Raw genomic sequence first — 22,007 nt, forward strand, 5'->3', positions numbered from 1 at the left:
GAGCTGTCCTTTTATTGTTTATCCCGCTATTTGCGACCAGTAAGATCCCCACCTCAAAATTCAGCGAAAGTAAAGAAGTTAGGTGGGGGATTAACTGCCCATAAAAGCCCGATTGGTTCAACTAATAATCAGTGGGGGATTAAAGTTTCACTTTATGAGAGACTAATGCATTACTCAGTGCTGCAAATTCTTCGATTGATAATGTTTCGCCTCTTCGCTTTGGATCAATGCCTACTTCCGTTAAAATACGATCTAATAACTCTTTATCTTTCGGGAAACCATTTAGATTATTTGATAAGTTATTCATCAACGTTTTACGACGTTGTGCAAAGCTTGCTCGTACTACTTCGAAGAAAAACTTCTCATCTTTCACTTCAACAATTGGTTTTGGACGTTTTAAAAGACGAATAACTGCGGAATCTACATTTGGTTGTGGGACAAATACGGTGCGCGGAACAGTCATAACTGTTTCTACCTCCGTATAATATTGAATTGCAATAGATAGAGAACCGTAGTCTTTCGTTCCTGGTTTAGCCGCTAAGCGATCTCCCACTTCTTTTTGCATCATAACAACAAACCCACGAACTGGTAATTGTTCTTCTAGCAATTTAAACAAAATTGGTGTTGTAACGTAGTATGGTAAATTTGCTACTACCATTACGTCTTGCCCTTTTTCGAACTGCTCTCCGAATACTTCATGTACATCTGCTTTTAAAATATCTTTATTAATTACAGTTACGTTGCTGTAAGGAGCTAATGTTTCATCTAGAATTGGTAATAGTCGTTGATCGATTTCGAAAGCGACTACTTTCTTAGCACGTTTTGCTAACTGCTCCGTTAACGCTCCAATACCAGGACCAATTTCAATTGCTCCGCTCTCTGGGCCGATTTCTGCATAATCCACAATACGATTTAATACGTTTGTATCAATTAAGAAATTTTGACCTAAACTCTTTTTGAATGAAAACCCGTACTTTTCAACAATATCTTTCGTACGATTCGGTGTTGCGATATCCTTCATTTCTTTTCCTCCTGTAATACTTGTTTATATGCTTCCGCAAATGCTTCTTTTGAAACTTGAAACATTTGTAAACGTTTATGTAGCTGCTTCGCATTTGTATAACCAATCTTTAATAGTTTACCCATTTTTTCTCTACGACTTTTTGCCTGTTCTCCGCCTACTAGTCCAGCATCTACTAAGTCACTCCAACTAATTTCGCTCGTATAGGCTTCCATTTCTTCGTGAACATTTTCTAAAGCACGGCGAATGGATTCATTGGAAGCATGTTCAATTCCGACTCCTTTTTTTCTCTTGGCAAGTGCCTCTTCTTTCGGTAAGAAAGCATGCTTACAACCCGGAACCTTCTCAGAAATAATTTTCCGAATACGCTCTCCCGGGTAATCAGGATCCGTCAAAATAATAACGCCTCGCTTTTGCTGTGCCAATTTTACTTGCTCAATGACATGTTCACCGATTGCTGAACCGTTCGTTTCAATTGTATCTGCATCAACAGCACGCTTAATTGCAACTGTATCATCTTTACCTTCTACAACGATAATCTCTTTAATTTTCATGACTGCCTCCACACTGATTTCGTCTCTACTTAGTAAAACAAAAAAACGAATACTTTTCCATTATTATTTTCCCACTGATACAATTTAAAAAACAGAGGAGAAAAAATCCTCTGCCTACTCTTCTTATTGTAACACTTTAACCTCACTTGTTTTCTTCCCTACAAATATATCCGTTAGTTAGCTAGCTTGTATTGCCTTCTGGGTATTGTTGGCGTCTCTTCATTGGGAGGTAACAATAGTGGCAGGGTAAAAGAAAAAGAATGGAATTCACCATTCTTTCTTATTCAACACCAAATAAAGCTTTTGCATTTTCTGTAGTTACCTTTGCGACCTCTTCGTATGAAATACCTTTTAAGTTAGCAATTTCTTCTGCAACAAGTTTCACATAACTTGGCTCATTTCGTTTACCACGAAATGGATGTGGCGTTAAGTATGGACAATCTGTTTCTATTAGCAGCTTTTCCATTGGAATTTCCATTGCAACTTCTTTCGGTTTCTTTGCATTTTTGAAAGTTACTGGCCCACCCAATGAAATTAAAAAATTCATATCAATACATTGTTTTGCCACCTCTACACTGCCACTAAAGCAATGCATAATGCCGCCTACTTCAGCTGCATTTTCTTCTTCTAGAATATCTACAATATCTTGCGTTGCATCACGGTTATGTATAATAATAGGCAATTTCACTTTCTTTGCTAACTGAATTTGTTTACGAAATACTTCTTTCTGTACTTCCTTCGGAGACTTGTCCCAATGATAGTCCAACCCCATTTCACCAAGAGCAACTACTTTTGGGTGTGCAGCTAACTCTTCTAACCAAACTAAATGTCCTTCTGTCATATCAATGGCATCAACGGGATGCCAACCAACCGCTGCATAAATAAAGTCATATGTTTCTGCGAGCTCAATTGCTTTTTTTATTGTTACCTCATCAAAACCAACAACAACTGTATACGAAACCCTAGCTTCTTTCATTCTTGCAATAACTTCCTGTAAATCTTCTTCAAATTGCTCTGCATTTAAATGTGAATGTGTATCAAACAACATAACAAATAACTCCTTTTATTTGAAATAAATTCTATCATAGTAAAAAATCTCTTCCCTAAAAACGTAATAACAATAGTACAATCTTAATACAAAAAAGGAATTTTTAAAAAGATTCCTAACAAGAAAAAAAGATGCTCCACGAATGTTACACGTGAAACATCTCTTATTTTGTCAAGATTACTTGATTTTTGTACCATTTGATAAATTTTGATCAATTGTTGCTAAAGACAATACTCCGTTTTCTTCGCCTGCTAAAATCATACCTTGTGATAATTCACCACGTAATTTCACTGGTTTTAAATTTGTTACACAAATAACTTTTTTCCCTTTTAATTCTTCTGGTGTGTAAAATTTAGCAATTCCAGAAACAACTTGTCGCTTTTCTGTGCCTAAATCAAGTTGAATCTTTAACAGTTTGTCTGCTTTTTTTACAGGCTCTGCTTCTATTACTTCCGCCACACGCAATTCAACTTTAAAGAAATCATCAATTGTAATTTCTTCTGCCTTCGGTTCCTCTTCCTTTTTCTCTTCTACTTTAGGAGCAGAACCTTTCATTTGTTCTTTGATATATTCAACTTCAACTTCTACCTCTAAACGTGGGAAAATTGGTTGTCCTTTGACTACCTTCGTGCTAGCTGGAATACAACCAATCGTAGAAAGGCTATCCCAAGATTGATAAGCTTCATCAGTAAGGCCAAGTTGTGTAAAGATTTTACTTGGTGTTGCTGTCAAGAATGGCATAAGCATAATAGCCATTTGGCGAAGCATTTCTGCAAGGTGTGCCATTACGGACGCAAGCTTATCACGATCATTCTCATCTTTCGCTAATACCCAAGGTTGTGTTTCATCAATATATTTATTAGTACGGCTAACCAGTTGCCAAATAGAACTCAATGCTACTGAAAACTCCATGTTTTCCATTGCTTCTTCTATTTTTTTCAATGTACCCTGTGCAAACGTTACTAATGTTTCATCAAACTCAGTTACATTTTCTTTAAAAGCAGGAATTTCTCCATTAAAGTACTTATCAATCATCGCTACTGTACGATTTAATAAGTTTCCTAAGTCATTTGCAAGGTCAAAATTAATTCGCTCAACAAAACCTTCTGGCGTAAATACACCGTCTGATCCAAATGGAACCTCACGAAGTAAATAGTAACGCAGTGCATCCAATCCATAACGATCAATTAACGTAACTGGATCAACTACATTACCTTTTGATTTACTCATTTTTCCGTCTTTCATTAAGATCCAACCATGAGCAAATACCTTTTTCGGCAGTGGTAAATCTAGTGCCATTAAAATAATCGGCCAATAAATTGTATGGAAACGAACAATTTCTTTTCCTACTAAGTGAACATCTGCTGGCCAATACTTTTTATATTTCTCTTCATTATCTGTTCCATATCCTAGTGCTGTAATGTAATTAGATAATGCATCTACCCATACGTAAATAACGTGTTTGGGGTTACCTGGCACACGAATTCCCCAGTCAAAAGAAGTACGAGAAACTGCTAAATCTTCTAGACCTGGTTTAATGAAGTTATTAATCATTTCATTTTTACGAGATTCAGGTTGAATGAAGTGTGGATTTTCTTCATAAAATTGTAGTAGTCGATCTACATATTTACCCATTCTAAAGAAGTAAGATTCTTCGCGAACAAGTTCTACAGCATGGCCACTATCTGGACTTTTTCCTCCGACTACTTTATCGCCTTCCATAATCGGATCAACAAGTTGATGTTCTGTGTAGAATGTTTCATCCTGTACAGAATACCATCCTTCATATTCATCAAGATAAATATCACCTTGATCAACAAGTTGTTTAAAAATCTTTTCAACAACTTCTTTATGACGATCTTCGGTTGTCCGAATAAAGTCATCGTAAGAAATGTCCATTTTCTCCCACAATTCTTTAATTCCTGCTACAATGTTATCAACATATGCTTGTGGTGTAACTTGTAGTTCTTCTGCTTTCTTTTGAATCTTTTGTCCATGCTCATCAGTACCTGTTAAATAATGAACATCATATCCTTGCATGCGCTTGTAGCGTGCCATTGCATCTCCTGCTACCGTTGTATAAGCATGTCCAATATGAAGCTTTCCGCTTGGATAATAAATTGGAGTAGTGATATAAAAGGTCTTATTTTCCTCTGTCATTGTTTTGAACCTCCCAAATGACCTCATATGTATTTATAAACAGTATATCAAAAACTGACGCATAAAAACGAATTAATGCTCGATTATCTTTATCATCTATTACTCATATTCAAAAAAAATATACAGTAATTTATCTGAAATATTGATAAAATTTAAAAATACAGTAAAATACTTGTGTAATTCTTTCATTTTCTATTATATATAAGAAGTATAAAAATCTACAATTCTTTCATAAAATATAAAATTTATGAATTGACGGAAATGTAAATGATTGGTATCATATGTTCATAGGGTATTTTGTCGAAAAATGACGAATTAAAATATAGACTCGCAAACTTACAGAATATGAGGAGGATAACGAATATGAAATCTACTGGTATCGTTCGTAAAGTTGATGAATTAGGCCGTGTTGTAATTCCGATTGAATTACGTCGTACATTAGGTATTGCTGAAAAGGATGCTCTTGAAATTTACGTTGATGACGAAAAAATCATCCTAAAAAAATATAAGCCTAACATGACTTGCCAAGTAACTGGTGAAGTGTCTGATGGTAACCTTTCTTTAGCTGAAGGTAAAATTATCTTAAGCAAAGAAGGCGCTGAACAGATCTTAAACGAACTTCAACAATATATTCAAGCAGTAAAATAAGCTTCTCAATTATGAGAAGCTTATTTTTTATCAACATGATAGATTTGATAGACGTCTCGTTTCGACAAATCTCGATCTTTGGCCGCCTTTTTAATTGCATCCTTTGAAGACATTCCTTGCTCGTTTATGTAATGTTCGATATGATCGTATACTGATATAGCTTCCCACCACTGTTCCTCTGGAGCAGCTTCCTCCTTTGACCCGGATACTAATATACAAAATTCACCACGAACCTCATTTTGCTTTGTCCATTCAATCGCTTCTTCTACCGAACCACGAATAAATTCTTCAAATTTTTTCGTTAGTTCTCGGCACAATACAATTTCTCTATTTCCAAGTACTTCTTTCATAGAAATTAATGTATCATCTAACCGATGCGGCGCTTCATAGAACATCATCGTAGTTGGAACATAACGAAGCTTTTCTAATTCCGCCTTACGTTCTTTTTTATTTCTGTGCAAAAATCCGTAAAAATAAAAATGTCTCGTTTCTAACCCTGATGCAATTAGCGCTGTAAGAGCAGCATTTGCCCCTGGAAGTGGAATAACATGATATTGTTTCTCTACAGCTTCTACAACAATGTCGTAGCCTGGATCAGAAATACAAGGCATACCTGCATCACTTACAAGAGCTACTGTTTTTCCATCTTCTAGCTTATCTAAAATTTTCTGTCCACTTACTTCCTTATTATGCTCATGATAACTCATAACTGGTGTTTCAATTTCAAAATAGTTACAAAGCTTTTTCGTCTGCCGCGTATCTTCAGCAGCAATGATATCAGCCTCTTTCAATATCCGAATCGAACGAAACGTCATATCTTCTAAATTACCAATCGGCGTTGGAACTAAATATAAGGCTCCCTTTTCATTTGCTTGAAAACTTTTTTGCTGCCACATAGCGTTCTCCTTTTTGCATATATTCTTCTTTTTCTTTTCGCTTTAACTGTTTAAAATGATATTCAGCTTGCATCGCTGTCGTTTTATCTCCATGAACCTCTACGTATTTTAAAACAACAGGAAGCCTAGCACGAGTATAACGTGCTCCCTTCCCACTATTATGAGTTTGAATTCGTTTCTCTAAATTATTTGTATACCCTGCATAATAACTCCTATCTGAACATTCTACTACATAAAAATAATGTTTATTCTTCTCCATATAAGATTGAACGAAGCTCCTTTGTATACTCATTATTTTCCTCATATACAAAAAGGGGTGGCAAAATTTTCAAATCTGCATTTCCATCTTTAATTCCTTCTATTAGTAGCGTATTTGCTTCTTTACCCGCCTTTGGATATACAAACTGCACACGTTTTGGTTCAATCTTATACTTTCTCATTAGTGTTACAATATCAAGTAATCGACCTGGACGATGAACAAATGCTACCTTACCACCTTGCTTTACAAGCTGACTACTAGCATATACGACATCCTCTAATGTACACATAATTTCATGACGAGCTATAGCTAAATGCTCGTTAATGTTTTTCTCAGATGCCTTTGGCGTTTGAAAATACGGCGGATTACATGTTACAACATCGTATTGATGACGCCCAAGCTGCTCTGGCATATCCTTTAAGTCTCCATGAATTAACTGGATTCTTTCTTCTAACTTGTTATACTGGATGCTTCTTACTCCCATATCATACAAGCGTTCTTGAATTTCTACCCCTGTAATATTCCCTTTCGTTCTCGTGCTTAACAAAAGCGGAATAACAGCATTTCCTGTACATAAATCAAGCAAATTTCCCTTTTGAATCGGAACCCATGCAAAATTCGCAAGTAACACTGCGTCTAAAGAAAAATTAAACACAGATGGACTTTGAATAATTTTCATTTCTTCCGCTAGTAAATAATCTAAACGTTCATCTTCATATAAGTGCATATACGATTTCCTTTCTTATACTTAACCTACCCTATTTGAACGTAAAACTAAGACCTATTTCATCTTATCTTTACTCTCATGTATAAAAAATTACCTTTCCAATATATTGGAAAGGTAATTTCATTTTTTATTTAAAAATGACAGACAGAATAAACAATCCCCTTCTTTACGTACACTTCCATAATGTAAATTACAGATATGGAAACCTTCTTGATATAGGCGTGCTAGGTTATCGTAGCCTTCACCAATATCCGTTTTAGGCTTCATTTCTTTTCGTTTTTGAGTTTTTTGTTTTTCCTTATTCTGTATTTCTTCAAAACGACGTCGCAAATTTTCATTTTCCATTTTAATATGTTGGTTTTCTTCAAGTAACTCTGCAAGATGTTGCTTTAATTCTCCCAACTGCTTATATAAATGTCCAATTTGCTCTTCCATACTGGAAACCGCTGCAAAAATATCCTTTTTCTCCACAAGCACCCACCTCATTAATCTGTGGTTTGACTCGAAACGACCCCTTCATTAATTAATTCATCTAACGTATATTCTACTATCCGTTCCTTGTCTACTAATTCCACTTGAATTAATCTTTCTAAAATATTTAATCCGATAACGCGTCCAAGACCATGCGGTGTTTGTATACGTTGATCTAAATCAGGAAGTTGCTCTTTTGCCGCTTCATACTCGTCATTCTCATATTTTAAGCAACACATTAATCGGCCACATAAGCCAGAAATTTTCGCAGGATTTAATGATAAATTTTGATCCTTTGCCATTTTAATGGATACAGGTTCAAAATCACCTAAAAATGTAGAACAACAAAGCATACGGCCGCATGGACCAATACCACCAAGCATTTTTGCTTCATCGCGAACACCAATTTGTCTTAGCTCAATTCTTGTCCGAAAAATTGCAGCTAAGTCTTTTACAAGTTCACGAAAGTCAATACGACCATCCGCTGTAAAATAGAAAATAATCTTATTACGATCAAACGTATATTCTACGTCTACAAGCTTCATATCAAGTTTATGTTCCCCTACCTTTTGTTGACAAACTTGATATGCTTCTTTTGCAGCATGTTTGTTCTCTTCAACAATTGTCCGATCATTTTCATTTGCAATGCGAATGACTTTCTTTAGCGGTAGTACCACATCATTTTCATCAACTTGCTTTTTTGTAATAACTACTTTCCCATATTCAATACCTCGTACAGTTTCCACGATCACAAATTCATTTTCCGAGATATCGAATTGATTCGGGTCAAAGTAATACACTTTTCCGGCCTTCTTAAAGCGAACACCTACTACATCATACAAAACGGTCATCCCTCCTGCAACCGCAACACTAACTGTTCGAACACAAGCTGCGCATTTACATTAGCGTTGATTCTATTTTTTGCTTCTAATATATTAAAAAGAGCTGATACAATGCGCTTCTGAGCGTAAGAGAAAGAATGAAACATCTCCTTTTGATCTTGAAAGACAAGACGATCTTCCTCTCCTAATTGAACATATAATAAATCCCTATAAATAAGGAGTAAAATATCTAAACCTTGTTGTAATTGTTCCTTCTCTCCAAAGTGTTTCCCCCACTTTTCTTGTACAAAAAAAAGAGAGGTTGTATCTTTTTCGAGCGCTTCACATAATTTTATCACTAAAGCTCGTGCTTGTGCAAACCATTCATCATTACACAGTAATAACGCTTCCTCAAAACTATTCGTAAGCTGTGCAGCAAGGGTAGATAAAGAAACTGCAATTCCATCCCCCTGCAGTCTCTCAATTAAAGATTCTGTAGACAAAGGTCTAAATGTCACAACTTGGCAACGAGATAAAATAGTATTTAAAATTTGATGACTTTGTTCAGTAAGTAAAATAGCTGTTGTATTGCTGCTTGGTTCTTCTAAAAATTTTAATAAGGTATTAGCAGCATTTGCTGTCATTCGATCTGCATGCTCAATAATATATACCTTTTTATTTGCCTCTAAACCCGTTTTTGAAAACTCTTCCTGTAAATCATGAATTTGTTGTTTTTTAATAGATAACCCATCTGGCCTTACAATATGTAAATTAGGATGGTTACCCGAATCAATCCGGCGGCAATTCGTACATGTATGACACGGCTCCACACCGTTTCTTTGTTTACAAAGAAAACTCTTTGCCATTTGAATTGCCGTTTCATATTTTCCAGTTCCTTTTGCACCTTCTAACAAATAAGCGTGGGATATACGCCCTTTTGCAATACTATTCATCAACATCTTTACACCAATGGGCTGTATAGCAGAAAGCTGCTCCCACGTCCTCGTCATAATGCATACCTCACTTGTTTTATACTTTCCTTCTATTATAACAATTTATCTTCTATAAGCTGAATAACTTCTTCCACAATCTTTTCTATTGGCTGATCTGCGTTCACAACGACTATGCGATCTAAGAAGCGATCTACAACCTGTAAATAACCATCACGTACACACTTATGGAATTCAATACTTTCCATATCTAAACGATTCACTTCACGATTAGCATCCTTTTCGATGCGAGCTAAGCCTGCTTCAGGTTCAATATCTAGATAGATTGTCAAATTAGGCATACAATCTTCAGTCGCAAACCGATTAATTTCAAATACCTTATCAATCCCTAGACCTCTTGCATAACCTTGATAAGCAAGAGAGCTGTCAATAAAGCGATCACATAACACAAGATAGTTTTTCTCCAAAGCTGGCATAACTTTTTCTACTAAATGTTGTCTGCGTGCTGCAGCATATAATAATGCCTCCGTACGTGCTTCCATCATCGTATACTCTTGGTTATGTAAGATTGCTCGGATCTCTTCTGAAATCGCTATACCACCTGGTTCTCGCGTTGCTATGACTTTTTGTTCTTTCTTTTCAAAGTACGGTAATAACTTTGTAATTAATGTCGATTTACCTGAACCCTCTGGTCCTTCAATTGTTACAAATAATCCCTTCATCCTAAAACCTACTTTCTTCCTATATCATACACATTCATATATTTTACATTCCCTTGAAAACGAGCACCCGTTTCTTCTAAATAAGAAATTTGTTCGATGTGTTCTGTCGTAATTTCTTCTCCATACATCAGTAATGGAATACCCGGTGGATACGGAATAACCATATCCGCTGCAATCATCCCCGCAGCTTCTTGTAAAGGTACAATTTTTTTCTTATACTTTCCTAATTGCTTATAAGTAAATGGTAAAGAAGAGAATCCCTCTCTGTAAGTATACCGAATAGATGGTATCTTGTCTGTTACCGTATAATTACGTAATGCTGACCGTATTACTTCTATGGCCTTCATATACTGCTCATTCACTTGTAATGGTAAAATAAATAGAACATTATATGGATCTGCCATTTCTGCGTATATACCTATCTTTTCAAATATAGATTGTAATTCATATCCAGACAGCTCACAGCGTGTTTGTACCGTAACTTTTAACTCATCCTGCAAAGGATACTGTAAAACAGCAATTTGTGGAATACCCTGCAATTCCTCCCTAAATCGCCTCACAAACTCCACGATTTTATGACAGCCCTTCTCCTTCATATTTGCTAATGTAAAGCGAGCCACATCTAATGAAGCCATAATCGGATAAGACGGACTGCTAGATTGTAACATATTTAAATAAGAAGAAACTTTTTCTTCATGCACTAAATTACTATTGATATGTAAATAAGACCCCATAGTCATAGCGGGTAATGTTTTATGCGCTGAGTGTACAACTATATCAGCACCGTATTCTAATGCTGACTTAGGAAATGGCTCTCCTATACAAAAATGAGCTCCATGTGCCTCATCTACTAAAACAGGAATTTTATGTGCGTGTGCGCACATAATACTTTTCTTTAGGTCAACTCCCATACCATAATAATTGGGATGTGTTAAAATCAATGCCTTTGCTTCTGGATATCGTTCAATAGCTCCCTTAATGACCTCATGCTCAACTCCAACTGGTATGCCATACAATTCATCAATCCAAGGCTCTAAAAATACTGGATTCGCTCCAGCTAACTTCAAGCCATTAATAATAGACTTGTGGCAATTTCTTTGTACAAGAACAATATCATGCTCCTTGCAGCATGATAAAATCATTGCCAAATTTCCAACTGTAGAACCATTAATTAAAAAATAACTCTTTTTTACATTATATACATCAGCCAATAATTGCTGTGCTTCATCTATACATTCAAACGGACTATGCAAATCATCTAATCCTGTTAATTCCGTTACATCAATAGAAAGCACATCACTAAAACCTGCTTGTGCCTGCTCCGGAAAATTCAAACCATTTTTATGTCCTGGAACATGTAAAGATAAAGGCTTTTTATTTTTAAACTGGAGTAACGTCTCATATAATGGTATTCGATTTTGATTCATGTTTATCTCTTCCTTACTTTTCATTCTCTATCTATTATACAGAGATATTAGGACAAAAAAAATAATAGGCATGTGCGCCTATTTATGAATATGATATTTGGATCTTTCGCAGTTGTTCTAAATAGTATATATATTTAGGATCATTCGTTTCAGTTTCTACCATGTCCCGTTCACAAGCATCACATATAAAACTTGTGTGTACATGTATACCATCATCTTTCCTATTCCCACATACAATGCAAACCTCATGTTTTATTTTCATATCTTTATCCTAATCATTTTTCTCTAAATGAAAACGATGTAGGATATTCCTCCCCTCTATTTTGAATTAAAATATACTTACTTCTATTCCTTGACACTTTTCCGAAAAATATACATCGTTTCGTTATATATGTATGATATGAATCCTATTTGGGCAGTGTGTTTGTCACACACATGATGAAATTAAACTTTCTTCCACAGTACTTTTATTATATTTTCACCTGAAAATATAATAAAGCACGAGTCAAATGACTCGTGCTTTAATTGCTTGGCGACGTCCTACTCTCACAGGGACAAGGTCCCAACTACCATCGGCGCTAGAGAGCTTAACTTCCGTGTTCGGTATGGGAACGGGTGTGACCTCTCTGCCATCATCACCAAACTATTGAAGGTATATTCCTTCAAAACTAGATAACATTTGCTTCATATTATATGGTTAAGTCCTCGATCTATTAGTATTCGTCAGCTCCACATGTCACCATGCTTCCACCTCGAACCTATCAACCTGATCATCTTTCAGGGATCTTACTAGCTTACGCTATGGGAAATCTCATCTTGAGGGGGGCTTCATGCTTAGATGCTTTCAGCACTTATCCCTTCCGCACATAGCTACCCAGCTATGCCCTTGGCAGAACAACTGGTACACCAGCGGTGCGTCCATCCCGGTCCTCTCGTACTAAGGACAGCTCCTCTCAAATTTCCTACGCCCACGACGGATAGGGACCGAACTGTCTCACGACGTTCTGAACCCAGCTCGCGTACCGCTTTAATGGGCGAACAGCCCAACCCTTGGGACCGACTACAGCCCCAGGATGCGATGAGCCGACATCGAGGTGCCAAACCTCCCCGTCGATGTGGACTCTTGGGGGAGATAAGCCTGTTATCCCCGGGGTAGCTTTTATCCGTTGAGCGATGGCCCTTCCATGCGGAACCACCGGATCACTAAGCCCGACTTTCGTCCCTGCTCGACTTGTAGGTCTCGCAGTCAAGCTCCCTTATGCCTTTGCACTCTACGAATGATTTCCAACCATTCTGAGGGAACCTTTGGGCGCCTCCGTTACACTTTAGGAGGCGACCGCCCCAGTCAAACTGCCCACCTGACACTGTCTCCCGGGTCGATAAGACCCGTAGGTTAGAATTTCAATACAGTCAGGGCGGTATCCCACCAGCGCCTCCACCGAAGCTAGCGCTCCGGCTTCAAAGGCTCCCGCCTATCCTGTACAAACTGTACCAAAATTCAATATCAGGCTACAGTAAAGCTCCACGGGGTCTTTCCGTCCTGTCGCGGGTAACCTGCATCTTCACAGGTACTATAATTTCACCGAGTCTCTGGTTGAGACAGTGCCCAAATCGTTACACCTTTCGTGCGGGTCGGAACTTACCCGACAAGGAATTTCGCTACCTTAGGACCGTTATAGTTACGGCCGCCGTTTACTGGGGCTTCAGTTCAGAGCTTCGCTTACGCTAACCCCTCTCCTTAACCTTCCAGCACCGGGCAGGTGTCAGCCCCTATACTTCGCCTTACGGCTTCGCAGAGACCTGTGTTTTTGCTAAACAGTCGCTTGGGCCTATTCACTGCGGCTTTCCGTTAAGAAAGCACCCCTTCTCCCGAAGTTACGGGGTCATTTTGCCGAGTTCCTTAACCAGAGTTCTCTCGCACACCTTAGGATTCTCTCCTCGCCTACCTGTGTCGGTTTGCGGTACAGGCACCTTTTATCTCGCTAGAAGCTTTTCTTGGCAGCGGGGAATCAAAGACTTCGCTCCATAAGGAGCTTCCCCATCACAGCTCAGCCTTCACGATAAGCGGATTTGCCTACTTATCAGCCTAACTGCTTGGACGTGCACAACCAATCGCACGCTTCTTCTATCCTTCTGCGTCCCTCCATTGCTCAAACGATAAAGAGGTGGTACAGGAATATCAACCTGTTGTCCATCGCCTACGCCTGTCGGCCTCGGCTTAGGTCCTGACTAACCCTGAGCGGACGAGCCTTCCTCAGGAAACCTTAGGCATTCGGTGGACGGGATTCTCACCCGTCTTTCGCTACTCATACCGGCATTCTCACTTCTAAGCGCTCCACCAGTCCTTACGGTCTGACTTCACTGCCCTTAGAACGCTCCCCTACCACTGATACCATAGGTATCAATTCGCAGCTTCGGTGGTGTATTTAGCCCCGGTACATTTTCGGCGCAGAGTCACTCGACTAGTGAGCTATTACGCACTCTTTAAATGGTGGCTGCTTCTAAGCCAACATCCTAGTTGTCTAAGCAACTCCACATCCTTTTCCACTTAATACACACTTTGGGACCTTAGCTGGCGATCTGGGCTGTTTCCCTCTTGACTACGGATCTTATCACTCGCAGTCTGACTCCTAAGGATAAGTCATTGGCATTCGGAGTTTGACTGAATTCGGTAATCCGATGAGGACCCCTAGTTCAATCAGTGCTCTACCTCCAAGACTCTTACACTTAAGGCTAGCCCTAAAGCTATTTCGGGGAGAACCAGCTATCTCCAGGTTCGATTGGAATTTCTCCGCTACCCACACCTCATCCCCGCACTTTTCAACGTGCGTGGGTTCGGGCCTCCATTCAGTGTTACCTGAACTTCACCCTGGACATGGGTAGATCACCTGGTTTCGGGTCTACGACCACGTACTAAACGCCCTATTCAGACTCGCTTTCGCTACGGCTCCGCCTCTTCAGCTTAACCTCGCACGGGATCGTAACTCGCCGGTTCATTCTACAAAAGGCACGCCATCACCCATTAACGGGCTCTGACTATTTGTAGGCACACGGTTTCAGGATCTCTTTCACTCCCCTTCCGGGGTGCTTTTCACCTTTCCCTCACGGTACTGGTTCACTATCGATCACTAGGTAGTATTTAGCCTTGGGAGATGGTCCTCCCAGATTCCGACGGAATTTCACGTGTTCCGCCGTACTCAGGATACATTCAAGAGAGAACGAAGTTTCGACTACGGGGTTGTTACCCTCTATGACGAGCCTTTCCAGGCTGCTTCGTCTACCTCGTTCCTTTGTAACTCCGTATAGAATGTCCTACAACCCCAAGAGGCAAGCCTCTTGGTTTGGGCTAGATTCCGTTTCGCTCGCCGCTACTCAGGAAATCGCATTTGCTTTCTCTTCCTCCAGGTACTTAGATGTTTCAGTTCCCTGGGTCTGTCTTCCTTACCCTATGTATTCAGGTAAGGATACCATACCATTACGTATGGTGGGTTTCCCCATTCGGAAATCTTCGGATCAAAGCTTACTTACAGCTCCCCGAAGCATATCGGCGTTAGTCCCGTCCTTCATCGACTCCTAGTGTCAAGGCATCCACCGTGCGCCCTTTCTAACTTAACCAAACTAAAATTAAAAAAAATATGAGCTACACTGTTATCTAGTTTTCAAAGAACATACCATGCTATGTAAAATAGCGTTTTGGTGGAGCCTAGCGGGATCGAACCGCTGACCTCCTGCGTGCAAGGCAGGCGCTCTCCCAGCTGAGCTAAGGCCCCAAATTGTATGGTGGGCCTAAATGGACTCGAACCATCGACCTCACGCTTATCAGGCGTGCGCTCTAACCAGCTGAGCTATAGGCCCATACAAATTGCAGAATTATTTTATATCATATTATCTTTTAAGAGTCAATACGTTTATTGAACTCTCAAAACTAAACGAAAACAAAACACGGAAACTTATATTGATGAACAGCGTTCATCAATTCTCCATAGAAAGGAGGTGATCCAGCCGCACCTTCCGATACGGCTACCTTGTTACGACTTCACCCCAATCATCTGTCCCACCTTAGGCGGCTGGCTCCAAAAAGGTTACCCCACCGACTTCGGGTGTTACAAACTCTCGTGGTGTGACGGGCGGTGTGTACAAGGCCCGGGAACGTATTCACCGCGGCATGCTGATCCGCGATTACTAGCGATTCCAGCTTCATGTAGGCGAGTTGCAGCCTACAATCCGAACTGAGAACGGTTTTATGAGATTAGCTCCACCTCGCGGTCTTGCAGCTCTTTGTACCGTCCATTGTAGCACGTGTGTAGCCCAGGTCATAAGGGGCATGATGATTTGACGTCATCCCCACCTTCCTCCGGTTTGTCACCGGCAGTCACCTTAGAGTGCCCAACTTAATGATGGCAACTAAGATCAAGGGTTGCGCTCGTTGCGGGACTTAACCCAACATCTCACGACACGAGCTGACGACAACCATGCACCACCTGTCACTCTGCCCCCGAAGGGGAAGCCCTATCTCTAGGGTTGTCAGAGGATGTCAAGACCTGGTAAGGTTCTTCGCGTTGCTTCGAATTAAACCACATGCTCCACCGCTTGTGCGGGCCCCCGTCAATTCCTTTGAGTTTCAGCCTTGCGGCCGTACTCCCCAGGCGGAGTGCTTAATGCGTTAACTTCAGCACTAAAGGGCGGAAACCCTCTAACACTTAGCACTCATCGTTTACGGCGTGGACTACCAGGGTATCTAATCCTGTTTGCTCCCCACGCTTTCGCGCCTCAGTGTCAGTTACAGACCAGAAAGTCGCCTTCGCCACTGGTGTTCCTCCATATCTCTACGCATTTCACCGCTACACATGGAATTCCACTTTCCTCTTCTGCACTCAAGTCTCCCAGTTTCCAATGACCCTCCACGGTTGAGCCGTGGGCTTTCACATCAGACTTAAGAAACCACCTGCGCGCGCTTTACGCCCAATAATTCCGGATAACGCTTGCCACCTACGTATTACCGCGGCTGCTGGCACGTAGTTAGCCGTGGCTTTCTGGTTAGGTACCGTCAAGGTGCCAGCTTATTCAACTAGCACTTGTTCTTCCCTAACAACAGAGTTTTACGACCCGAAAGCCTTCATCACTCACGCGGCGTTGCTCCGTCAGACTTTCGTCCATTGCGGAAGATTCCCTACTGCTGCCTCCCGTAGGAGTCTGGGCCGTGTCTCAGTCCCAGTGTGGCCGATCACCCTCTCAGGTCGGCTACGCATCGTTGCCTTGGTGAGCCGTTACCTCACCAACTAGCTAATGCGACGCGGGTCCATCCATAAGTGACAGCCGAAGCCGCCTTTGAATTTCGCACCATGCGGTGCAAAATGTTATCCGGTATTAGCCCCGGTTTCCCGGAGTTATCCCAGTCTTATGGGCAGGTTACCCACGTGTTACTCACCCGTCCGCCGCTAACTTCATAAGAGCAAGCTCTTAATCCATTCGCTCGACTTGCATGTATTAGGCACGCCGCCAGCGTTCATCCTGAGCCAGGATCAAACTCTCCAATAAAGTTAGTTTGTCTAGCATCTAAAATAAAAATTGACGTTTCACGTTGTTTGTTTCGTTTAGTTTTCAAAGTTCAACATCGCGTTTCAGCGACTTTTATAATATAACATTTCTCAATCACTTCGTCAACTTCTTTTTTCTTGTGTCGTTGACGACGCTTATTAATTTATCACATTAACAATTAATAAGTCAACACTATTTTTCACTTTTTTAAAATAAATGCCAAAATGTTATTCATCCTGGCATTATATATAATTTAATGATAACTAAAGCACAAATACCCGGTACCCCCAAAATGCTAGAAATAGAAGCTGTACCAATATTAATTGGAATATGAAAACCAAAATATGTTCCAATCACATTAACGGCAAACAATAATACTACACCTATCATTACTTTAACGAATATCTTTCCTATGAATTGCAACGGTTTCACTGAGGCGCCAAAAATCAGCAAAACAAATACCAAAGCAAGAATTCCACCAATAATCAATGTAGAGTTCATTTTCCCCCTCCTTATATAACCTATACACTCTATTTGTATGGGACAAGGAAACAAAAAATACCGTTCAATTATTTTATTCAGTGTGGAGATTCATCCCTACTAATTATTAGTTCTCACTGATCGGGATTTTACGAGCAATTGATTACTTATAATTCCGCTGCATTTTTAGATTGAGATTTCGCCGCCCGAGAATAATAGTATAAAGAAAAGACCCTATTTTAAAAAACAGGGTCTTTTACCATTGCTCCATTTTTACAGGACGCCTTTTTGCTTCTTTTAGCAAGAAAAAGTATTTTGCTTCTGCTATTTTCAAAGAACATAGTACATCTTGAGATGGTTCGACACTTTGTTCTACCATCCTTTTTTGACGTAACCACTCATTCTTCACTTTTTCTAATGCAGCAATTAACTTATCATCATATTCTTTTCGCAACTTGCCCTTTTTTTGAAAAAACATTTTGATTTCTCCTCTTATATTTCTCTACGGCCTTCTAGAGCCTTCGATAGCGTTACTTCATCCGCATATTCTAAATCTCCACCAACGGGAAGACCATGCGCAATACGAGTCACTTTAATACCTGTCGGTTTTAAGAGGCGGGAAATATACATCGCTGTAGCTTCCCCTTCAATATTCGGGTTCGTTGCTAAAATAACTTCTTGTACAGTTTCATCTTGTAACCTTTTTAATAACTGTGGAATATTAATGTCCTCCGGTCCAATTCCCTCCATTGGTGAGATTGCACCACGAAGCACATGATAGACACCTTGATATTCTTTCATTTTTTCCATCGCGATTACATCTTTTGCTTCCTGTACAACACAAACAACCGATTGGTCACGATGTGAATCATCACAAATATAACAAGGATCACGATCTGTAATATGTCCACAAACAGAACAGTATGTTAAATTCCGCTTTGCATTTACAAGTGATTTAGCAAAATCTAATACGTCGTCTTCTTTCATATCTAACACGAAGAAAGCCAATCGGACTGCCGTTTTCGGACCAATCCCTGGCAACTTCATAAAGCTATCAATAAGCTTCGAAATCGGTTCTGGATAATGCATATATCAATATCCTCCTACTAGAACATTCCACCTGGTAAGTTTAAGCCTTTTGTGAATTGCCCCATTGTAGAGTTTGAAAGTTCCTCAGCTTGCTTAAGTGCATCATTTGTTGCAGCTAACACAAGGTCTTGTAACATTTCGATATCTTCTGGGTCTACAACTTCTTCTTTAATTTTCACTTCAAGAATTTGCTTGTGACCATTTACAATAACGGTAACCATTCCGCCGCCAGCTGTACCTTCAACTGTTCTTTCACCAAGTTCCTCTTGTGCTTTCGCCATTTGCTTTTGCATTTTTTGCATTTGTTTCATCATGTTATTCATATTTCCCATTCCGCCACGCATCATAATAAATTCCTCCTAATTGTTATTATTCTTTTATTTCAATAAGTTGTTGCCCTACTAACTTTACCGCCTCTTCTACGAGAGGATCTACTTTTTGTTCCGCAGCTTCTTCTGAATTCCCACCTTCACGTTGTAAAAATTCTTCGCGAATTTTCCCCCACTCACTCTTTGGAATTGCAATCATATTCAACCTTTTACTCAACAATTCAAAAAGAATTTGTTCTACGGTATCCATTGCATCACGATTTTCACTTGCCATTTTGCAATGTATCTCATATTGGAAAGCTAACACATAAGAATCTTCAGAAGCTGCAACTGGTTCACTATTCTCTAATAATACAGCAAACGCTACTTTATTATAGGATTTAAGTCTTCCTAGCAACTCACCCCATATACCTTTTAATTTCTCTAAATCTTGGCGTTTCGCTTGCTTTAATACTTCATGTACCCGTCCAACAGGTATTTTCATACTTCCTGTCCGCACAGGTTTTGGCGTTGTACGTGCCTCTCTTACTTCCTGTTGCGCACCAGCTGGCACACCATTCTTCTTCACATGTTCTAGTTCTTTTTCTAGTTGTTGCATTCTATTCATAATTGCTTGCAAACGGTCTGCACCATTCGTCTGCACCATAAATTGCTGGCAAAGTTGCACCATAACAACTTCTAAGAAAATCCGCGGATGATTTGTCCACTTCATCTCCTGTTGCCCCTTACTGAGCGTATGAATAATTTCATAAATCATCTCAGGTTGCATCGCTTCACTTAGCATACGGAACTGGTCATCTACAATTACCCGTTCTAACATATGTTCCAATTGTGGTGAAGTTTGATATAAGAGCATATCACGATAATAGTAAATGAAATCTTCCATAAAACGAACTGGGTCTTTTCCTTTACTCATCATATCATCAATAATACGCAATGCTCTTGATACATCATTCTCGCGCATGCATTCTACAAGGTTACCTAAATATTGTTGAGAAACAGAACCTGTTACCGCTAAGACATCTTCAGTCGTAACTACTTCATCGCTATAAGAAATAGCTTGGTCGATCAGACTGAGTGCATCACGCATACCACCCTCAGCAGCACGCGCAACAATTTGTAATGCTTCATCTTCTACCTTTGTACCTTCATTTGTAACAACCGTCGCTAATCTCTCTACAATATCATGTACTGATATCTTCCGAAATTCAAAACGTTGACAGCGTGAAATGATTGTAGGTGGGATTTTATGAGGCTCTGTAGTCGCTAAAATAAAGATAACATGTTGTGGTGGTTCTTCTAACGTCTTTAAAAGCGCATTAAAAGCTCCCATAGAAAGCATGTGGACCTCATCAATAATGTATACTTTATATCTCACTGCACTTGGGGCATACTTTACTTTATCTCTTATATCTCGAATTTCATCTACACCGTTATTTGAAGCCGCATCAATTTCTAATACATCCGAAATAGACCCTTGTGTAATGCCTAAACACGCAGGGCATTCATTACAAGGTTCAGCTACTGGAGCATGCTCACAGTTAATTGTCTTTGCAAATACTTTTGCAATTGTCGTTTTACCTGTTCCTCTCGGGCCTGAAAATAAATAAGCATGCGAAGCTTTCTCTTGAAGAATGGCATTTTGCAACGTTTTTGTTACGTGCTTTTGACCGACTACATCTTCAAAATTTTGCGGTCTCCATGTTCGGTATAACGCTTGGTATGACACGAAAATACGGCCTCCCTCAAAGGTTATTATCTTGTATATTATAACCCATTCTGTTTATAGATTCCAAAAGTTATTTTCTATACAAAAAACCCACCTCTTTATATAAGGTGAGTTTTGTATACATATATAACTGCCGTGCACCTTCTGTCGATTACGTACCATAAGCGTTACTTAAGCAGTTAGCTCGGTTCAGGCACTCCTGCGGCACACGAGAAAACCCGCTTATTGCTGCTTCCTTCCGGACCTGACAAGGTTCACGGGGTCCCGTTGCGCAGGACCCAAACGTCAACACCACTTACTTAAGGCAGGCCTTACAGTAACATAACCTCGAGAAGGGATTCGGCCTCGCTAGAGCGGATTGCGAGTACAGGGCACCGCTACCTCCCCGCTTAGCACGGCAAAGTTAAAACCAATATTCGGTTGCCTTAATGAAGGCAATATCAGTATAACTTGTTTCTTCATAAATTGCAAATATGTTAAGCACCTGTATTTTTATCCAATTTTTCCTTCTTCTCTTTCCTTCTTTTACGAAGCTCTCTAAAAAAATTCGTTAACAACATGCCACATTCTTCTTCCATCACACCAGATACTACTTCACATTGGTGATTAAAACGCTCGTCCGTTAAAAGGTTCATTAAAGTGCCTGCACATCCACCCTTTGGATCACTTGCACCATATACGACACGTTTTACACGGGATAACACAATTCCACCTGCGCACATCGGACATGGTTCTAATGTAACGTATAACGTTGCATTTTCTAAACGCCACGTACCTAACTTTTTACAAGCTTCATCTATAGCTAATAACTCTGCATGAGCAATTGATCGTTGCTCTGTCTCTCTTAAATTGTGAGCAACGCTGATTACTTCTCCACCGAGTACAATAACAGCTCCAATCGGAACTTCTTGTATTTCTTCAGCTTTCTTCGCTTCTTCTATTGCAAGCTGCATAAAATAAATATCTTGTTCCATAATACAGTCCTCTCATTACGAATAAAGTATTATAACCCTTTACTACTATATCAATCCATTTTGATTTTTGGACATATAACCCCCTGCTACGCAGAACAAAAAGTAAACTCCACTCATTTTATCCTTTTGTTTTCACTTGACATGGCGTAGGAAAAGGATCTGAC

20 protein-coding genes, 2 tRNA genes, 3 rRNA genes and 1 other RNA gene are annotated in these 22,007 nt (G+C 39.6%); 1 reads left to right on the top strand and 25 read right to left on the bottom strand.

Going from position 1 to position 22,007, the window contains the following annotated elements; translation table 11 throughout:
• Positions 1-139 precede the first annotated feature (139 nt).
• From rsmA to metG, 4 genes are all read right to left on the bottom strand, one after another.
• Positions 140-1,021, bottom strand: coding sequence for a 16S rRNA (adenine(1518)-N(6)/adenine(1519)-N(6))-dimethyltransferase RsmA (rsmA, locus tag MHH71_RS15775; protein ID WP_016116901.1), 882 nt, complete (start codon positions 1,019-1,021; stop codon positions 140-142).
• Positions 1,018-1,575, bottom strand: a complete 558-nt coding sequence (gene rnmV, locus MHH71_RS15780) for a ribonuclease M5 (RefSeq protein WP_018767333.1) — start codon at positions 1,573-1,575, stop codon at positions 1,018-1,020. The genes rsmA and rnmV overlap by 4 nt, the downstream gene beginning before the upstream one ends.
• Before the next feature lie 280 nt (positions 1,576-1,855).
• Positions 1,856-2,623: a TatD family hydrolase gene (locus MHH71_RS15785; protein WP_003194214.1), complete on the bottom strand. Its 768-nt coding sequence runs from the start codon at positions 2,621-2,623 to the stop codon at positions 1,856-1,858.
• 177 nt (positions 2,624-2,800) lie between these two features.
• The gene (gene metG / locus MHH71_RS15790) at positions 2,801-4,783 is read right to left on the bottom strand and encodes a methionine--tRNA ligase (RefSeq protein ID WP_006093071.1); all 1,983 of its coding nucleotides are present in this window, start codon (positions 4,781-4,783) and stop codon (positions 2,801-2,803) included.
• A 363-nt stretch (positions 4,784-5,146) separates the two neighbouring features.
• On the opposite strand from metG, the gene MHH71_RS15795 reads away from it, so the two are divergent.
• Complete coding sequence (locus MHH71_RS15795) at positions 5,147-5,431, top strand: AbrB/MazE/SpoVT family DNA-binding domain-containing protein (protein ID WP_003194210.1); 285 nt, start codon at positions 5,147-5,149, stop codon at positions 5,429-5,431.
• Between the two features lie 20 nt (positions 5,432-5,451).
• Here MHH71_RS15795 and rsmI read toward each other — a convergent pair whose 3' ends face one another.
• The 21 genes from rsmI to tadA all read right to left on the bottom strand — a co-directional run bounded on the left by rsmI (position 5,452) and on the right by tadA (position 21,843).
• Positions 5,452-6,327 (bottom strand): 16S rRNA (cytidine(1402)-2'-O)-methyltransferase, encoded by an 876-nt coding sequence (rsmI, locus tag MHH71_RS15800; RefSeq protein WP_003194207.1) that lies wholly within the window; start codon positions 6,325-6,327, stop codon positions 5,452-5,454.
• Entirely contained in the window at positions 6,296-6,586 is a 291-nt protein-coding gene (locus MHH71_RS15805; protein ID WP_033795807.1) for a GIY-YIG nuclease family protein, read from the bottom strand. The genes rsmI and MHH71_RS15805 overlap by 32 nt, the downstream gene beginning before the upstream one ends.
• Positions 6,573-7,313 carry a tRNA1(Val) (adenine(37)-N6)-methyltransferase gene (locus MHH71_RS15810; protein ID WP_006093070.1) on the bottom strand — a complete coding sequence of 247 codons (741 nt, stop codon included), beginning with the start codon at positions 7,311-7,313 and terminating at the stop codon, positions 6,573-6,575. The genes MHH71_RS15805 and MHH71_RS15810 overlap by 14 nt, the downstream gene beginning before the upstream one ends.
• Positions 7,314-7,433: 120 nt before the next feature.
• Positions 7,434-7,784, bottom strand: a complete 351-nt coding sequence (gene yabA, locus MHH71_RS15815) for a DNA replication initiation control protein YabA (protein ID WP_016116893.1) — start codon at positions 7,782-7,784, stop codon at positions 7,434-7,436.
• 14 nt (positions 7,785-7,798) lie between these two features.
• Complete coding sequence (locus MHH71_RS15820; protein ID WP_003194202.1) at positions 7,799-8,626, bottom strand: PSP1 domain-containing protein; 828 nt, start codon at positions 8,624-8,626, stop codon at positions 7,799-7,801.
• 5 nt (positions 8,627-8,631) lie between these two features.
• Positions 8,632-9,615, bottom strand: coding sequence for a DNA polymerase III subunit delta' (gene holB / locus MHH71_RS15825; RefSeq protein WP_018783058.1), 984 nt, complete (start codon positions 9,613-9,615; stop codon positions 8,632-8,634).
• 35 nt (positions 9,616-9,650) lie between these two features.
• Positions 9,651-10,277 carry a dTMP kinase gene (tmk, locus tag MHH71_RS15830; RefSeq protein ID WP_003194196.1) on the bottom strand — a complete coding sequence of 209 codons (627 nt, stop codon included), beginning with the start codon at positions 10,275-10,277 and terminating at the stop codon, positions 9,651-9,653.
• An 8-nt stretch (positions 10,278-10,285) separates the two neighbouring features.
• Positions 10,286-11,704 carry an aminotransferase class I/II-fold pyridoxal phosphate-dependent enzyme gene (locus MHH71_RS15835; protein ID WP_033795805.1) on the bottom strand — a complete coding sequence of 473 codons (1,419 nt, stop codon included), beginning with the start codon at positions 11,702-11,704 and terminating at the stop codon, positions 10,286-10,288.
• A gap of 82 nt (positions 11,705-11,786) precedes the next feature.
• On the bottom strand, positions 11,787-11,966 hold the full coding sequence (locus MHH71_RS15840; protein ID WP_016116889.1) for a sigma factor G inhibitor Gin: 180 nt from the start codon (positions 11,964-11,966) through the stop codon (positions 11,787-11,789).
• 265 nt (positions 11,967-12,231) lie between these two features.
• Positions 12,232-12,347, bottom strand: a 5S ribosomal RNA gene (gene rrf / locus MHH71_RS15845).
• 50 nt (positions 12,348-12,397) lie between these two features.
• Positions 12,398-15,319 (bottom strand): 23S ribosomal RNA (locus MHH71_RS15850).
• Between the two features lie 79 nt (positions 15,320-15,398).
• Positions 15,399-15,474, bottom strand: a tRNA-Ala gene (locus tag MHH71_RS15855).
• 8 nt (positions 15,475-15,482) lie between these two features.
• Positions 15,483-15,559 (bottom strand) — tRNA-Ile (locus MHH71_RS15860).
• Positions 15,560-15,690: 131 nt separating this feature from the next.
• Positions 15,691-17,242: ribosomal RNA gene (locus MHH71_RS15865) — 16S ribosomal RNA — on the bottom strand.
• The 16S, 23S and 5S rRNA genes sit together here with 2 tRNA genes alongside, the layout of an rRNA operon.
• Positions 17,243-17,473: 231 nt before the next feature.
• Entirely contained in the window at positions 17,474-17,743 is a 270-nt protein-coding gene (locus MHH71_RS15870) for a pro-sigmaK processing inhibitor BofA family protein (RefSeq protein ID WP_003205416.1), read from the bottom strand.
• Positions 17,744-17,978: 235 nt separating this feature from the next.
• Positions 17,979-18,200: a YaaL family protein gene (locus MHH71_RS15875; RefSeq protein ID WP_003194164.1), complete on the bottom strand. Its 222-nt coding sequence runs from the start codon at positions 18,198-18,200 to the stop codon at positions 17,979-17,981.
• A 14-nt stretch (positions 18,201-18,214) separates the two neighbouring features.
• Positions 18,215-18,811 carry a recombination protein RecR gene (gene recR, locus MHH71_RS15880; protein WP_003194165.1) on the bottom strand — a complete coding sequence of 199 codons (597 nt, stop codon included), beginning with the start codon at positions 18,809-18,811 and terminating at the stop codon, positions 18,215-18,217.
• A gap of 17 nt (positions 18,812-18,828) precedes the next feature.
• Positions 18,829-19,155 (bottom strand): YbaB/EbfC family nucleoid-associated protein, encoded by a 327-nt coding sequence (locus MHH71_RS15885; protein ID WP_006093062.1) that lies wholly within the window; start codon positions 19,153-19,155, stop codon positions 18,829-18,831.
• Between the two features lie 25 nt (positions 19,156-19,180).
• The gene (dnaX, locus tag MHH71_RS15890) at positions 19,181-20,869 is read right to left on the bottom strand and encodes a DNA polymerase III subunit gamma/tau (RefSeq protein WP_006093063.1); all 1,689 of its coding nucleotides are present in this window, start codon (positions 20,867-20,869) and stop codon (positions 19,181-19,183) included.
• A gap of 133 nt (positions 20,870-21,002) precedes the next feature.
• Positions 21,003-21,267: signal recognition particle sRNA large type (gene ffs, locus MHH71_RS15895), an RNA gene on the bottom strand.
• Between the two features lie 78 nt (positions 21,268-21,345).
• On the bottom strand, positions 21,346-21,843 hold the full coding sequence (tadA, locus tag MHH71_RS15900; RefSeq protein ID WP_003194173.1) for a tRNA adenosine(34) deaminase TadA: 498 nt from the start codon (positions 21,841-21,843) through the stop codon (positions 21,346-21,348).
• Positions 21,844-22,007 lie beyond the last annotated feature (164 nt).

The organism is Bacillus sp. FSL H8-0534 (genome assembly GCF_038005885.1).
In the GTDB taxonomy this organism is placed as follows: Bacteria; Bacillota; Bacilli; order Bacillales; family Bacillaceae_G; genus Bacillus_A; species Bacillus_A pseudomycoides.

Bases quoted from the DNA above. Each gene is read 5' to 3' on its own strand.
- rsmA (WP_016116901.1), bottom strand. From the start codon at position 1,021: ATGAAGGATATCGCAACACCGAATCGTACGAAAGATATTGTTGAAAAG.
- rnmV (WP_018767333.1), bottom strand. From the start codon at position 1,575: ATGAAAATTAAAGAGATTATCGTTGTAGAAGGTAAAGATGATACAGTT.
- MHH71_RS15785 (WP_003194214.1), bottom strand. From the start codon at position 2,623: ATGTTGTTTGATACACATTCACATTTAAATGCAGAGCAATTTGAAGAA.
- metG (WP_006093071.1), bottom strand. From the start codon at position 4,783: ATGACAGAGGAAAATAAGACCTTTTATATCACTACTCCAATTTATTAT.
- MHH71_RS15795 (WP_003194210.1), top strand. From the start codon at position 5,147: ATGAAATCTACTGGTATCGTTCGTAAAGTTGATGAATTAGGCCGTGTT.
- rsmI (WP_003194207.1), bottom strand. From the start codon at position 6,327: ATGTGGCAGCAAAAAAGTTTTCAAGCAAATGAAAAGGGAGCCTTATAT.
- MHH71_RS15805 (WP_033795807.1), bottom strand. From the start codon at position 6,586: ATGGAGAAGAATAAACATTATTTTTATGTAGTAGAATGTTCAGATAGG.
- MHH71_RS15810 (WP_006093070.1), bottom strand. From the start codon at position 7,313: ATGCACTTATATGAAGATGAACGTTTAGATTATTTACTAGCGGAAGAA.
- holB (WP_018783058.1), bottom strand. From the start codon at position 9,615: ATGACGAGGACGTGGGAGCAGCTTTCTGCTATACAGCCCATTGGTGTA.
- tmk (WP_003194196.1), bottom strand. From the start codon at position 10,277: ATGAAGGGATTATTTGTAACAATTGAAGGACCAGAGGGTTCAGGTAAA.
- MHH71_RS15835 (WP_033795805.1), bottom strand. From the start codon at position 11,704: ATGAATCAAAATCGAATACCATTATATGAGACGTTACTCCAGTTTAAA.
- MHH71_RS15840 (WP_016116889.1), bottom strand. From the start codon at position 11,966: ATGAAAATAAAACATGAGGTTTGCATTGTATGTGGGAATAGGAAAGAT.
- MHH71_RS15870 (WP_003205416.1), bottom strand. From the start codon at position 17,743: ATGAACTCTACATTGATTATTGGTGGAATTCTTGCTTTGGTATTTGTT.
- MHH71_RS15875 (WP_003194164.1), bottom strand. From the start codon at position 18,200: ATGTTTTTTCAAAAAAAGGGCAAGTTGCGAAAAGAATATGATGATAAG.
- recR (WP_003194165.1), bottom strand. From the start codon at position 18,811: ATGCATTATCCAGAACCGATTTCGAAGCTTATTGATAGCTTTATGAAG.
- MHH71_RS15885 (WP_006093062.1), bottom strand. From the start codon at position 19,155: ATGCGTGGCGGAATGGGAAATATGAATAACATGATGAAACAAATGCAA.
- tadA (WP_003194173.1), bottom strand. From the start codon at position 21,843: ATGGAACAAGATATTTATTTTATGCAGCTTGCAATAGAAGAAGCGAAG.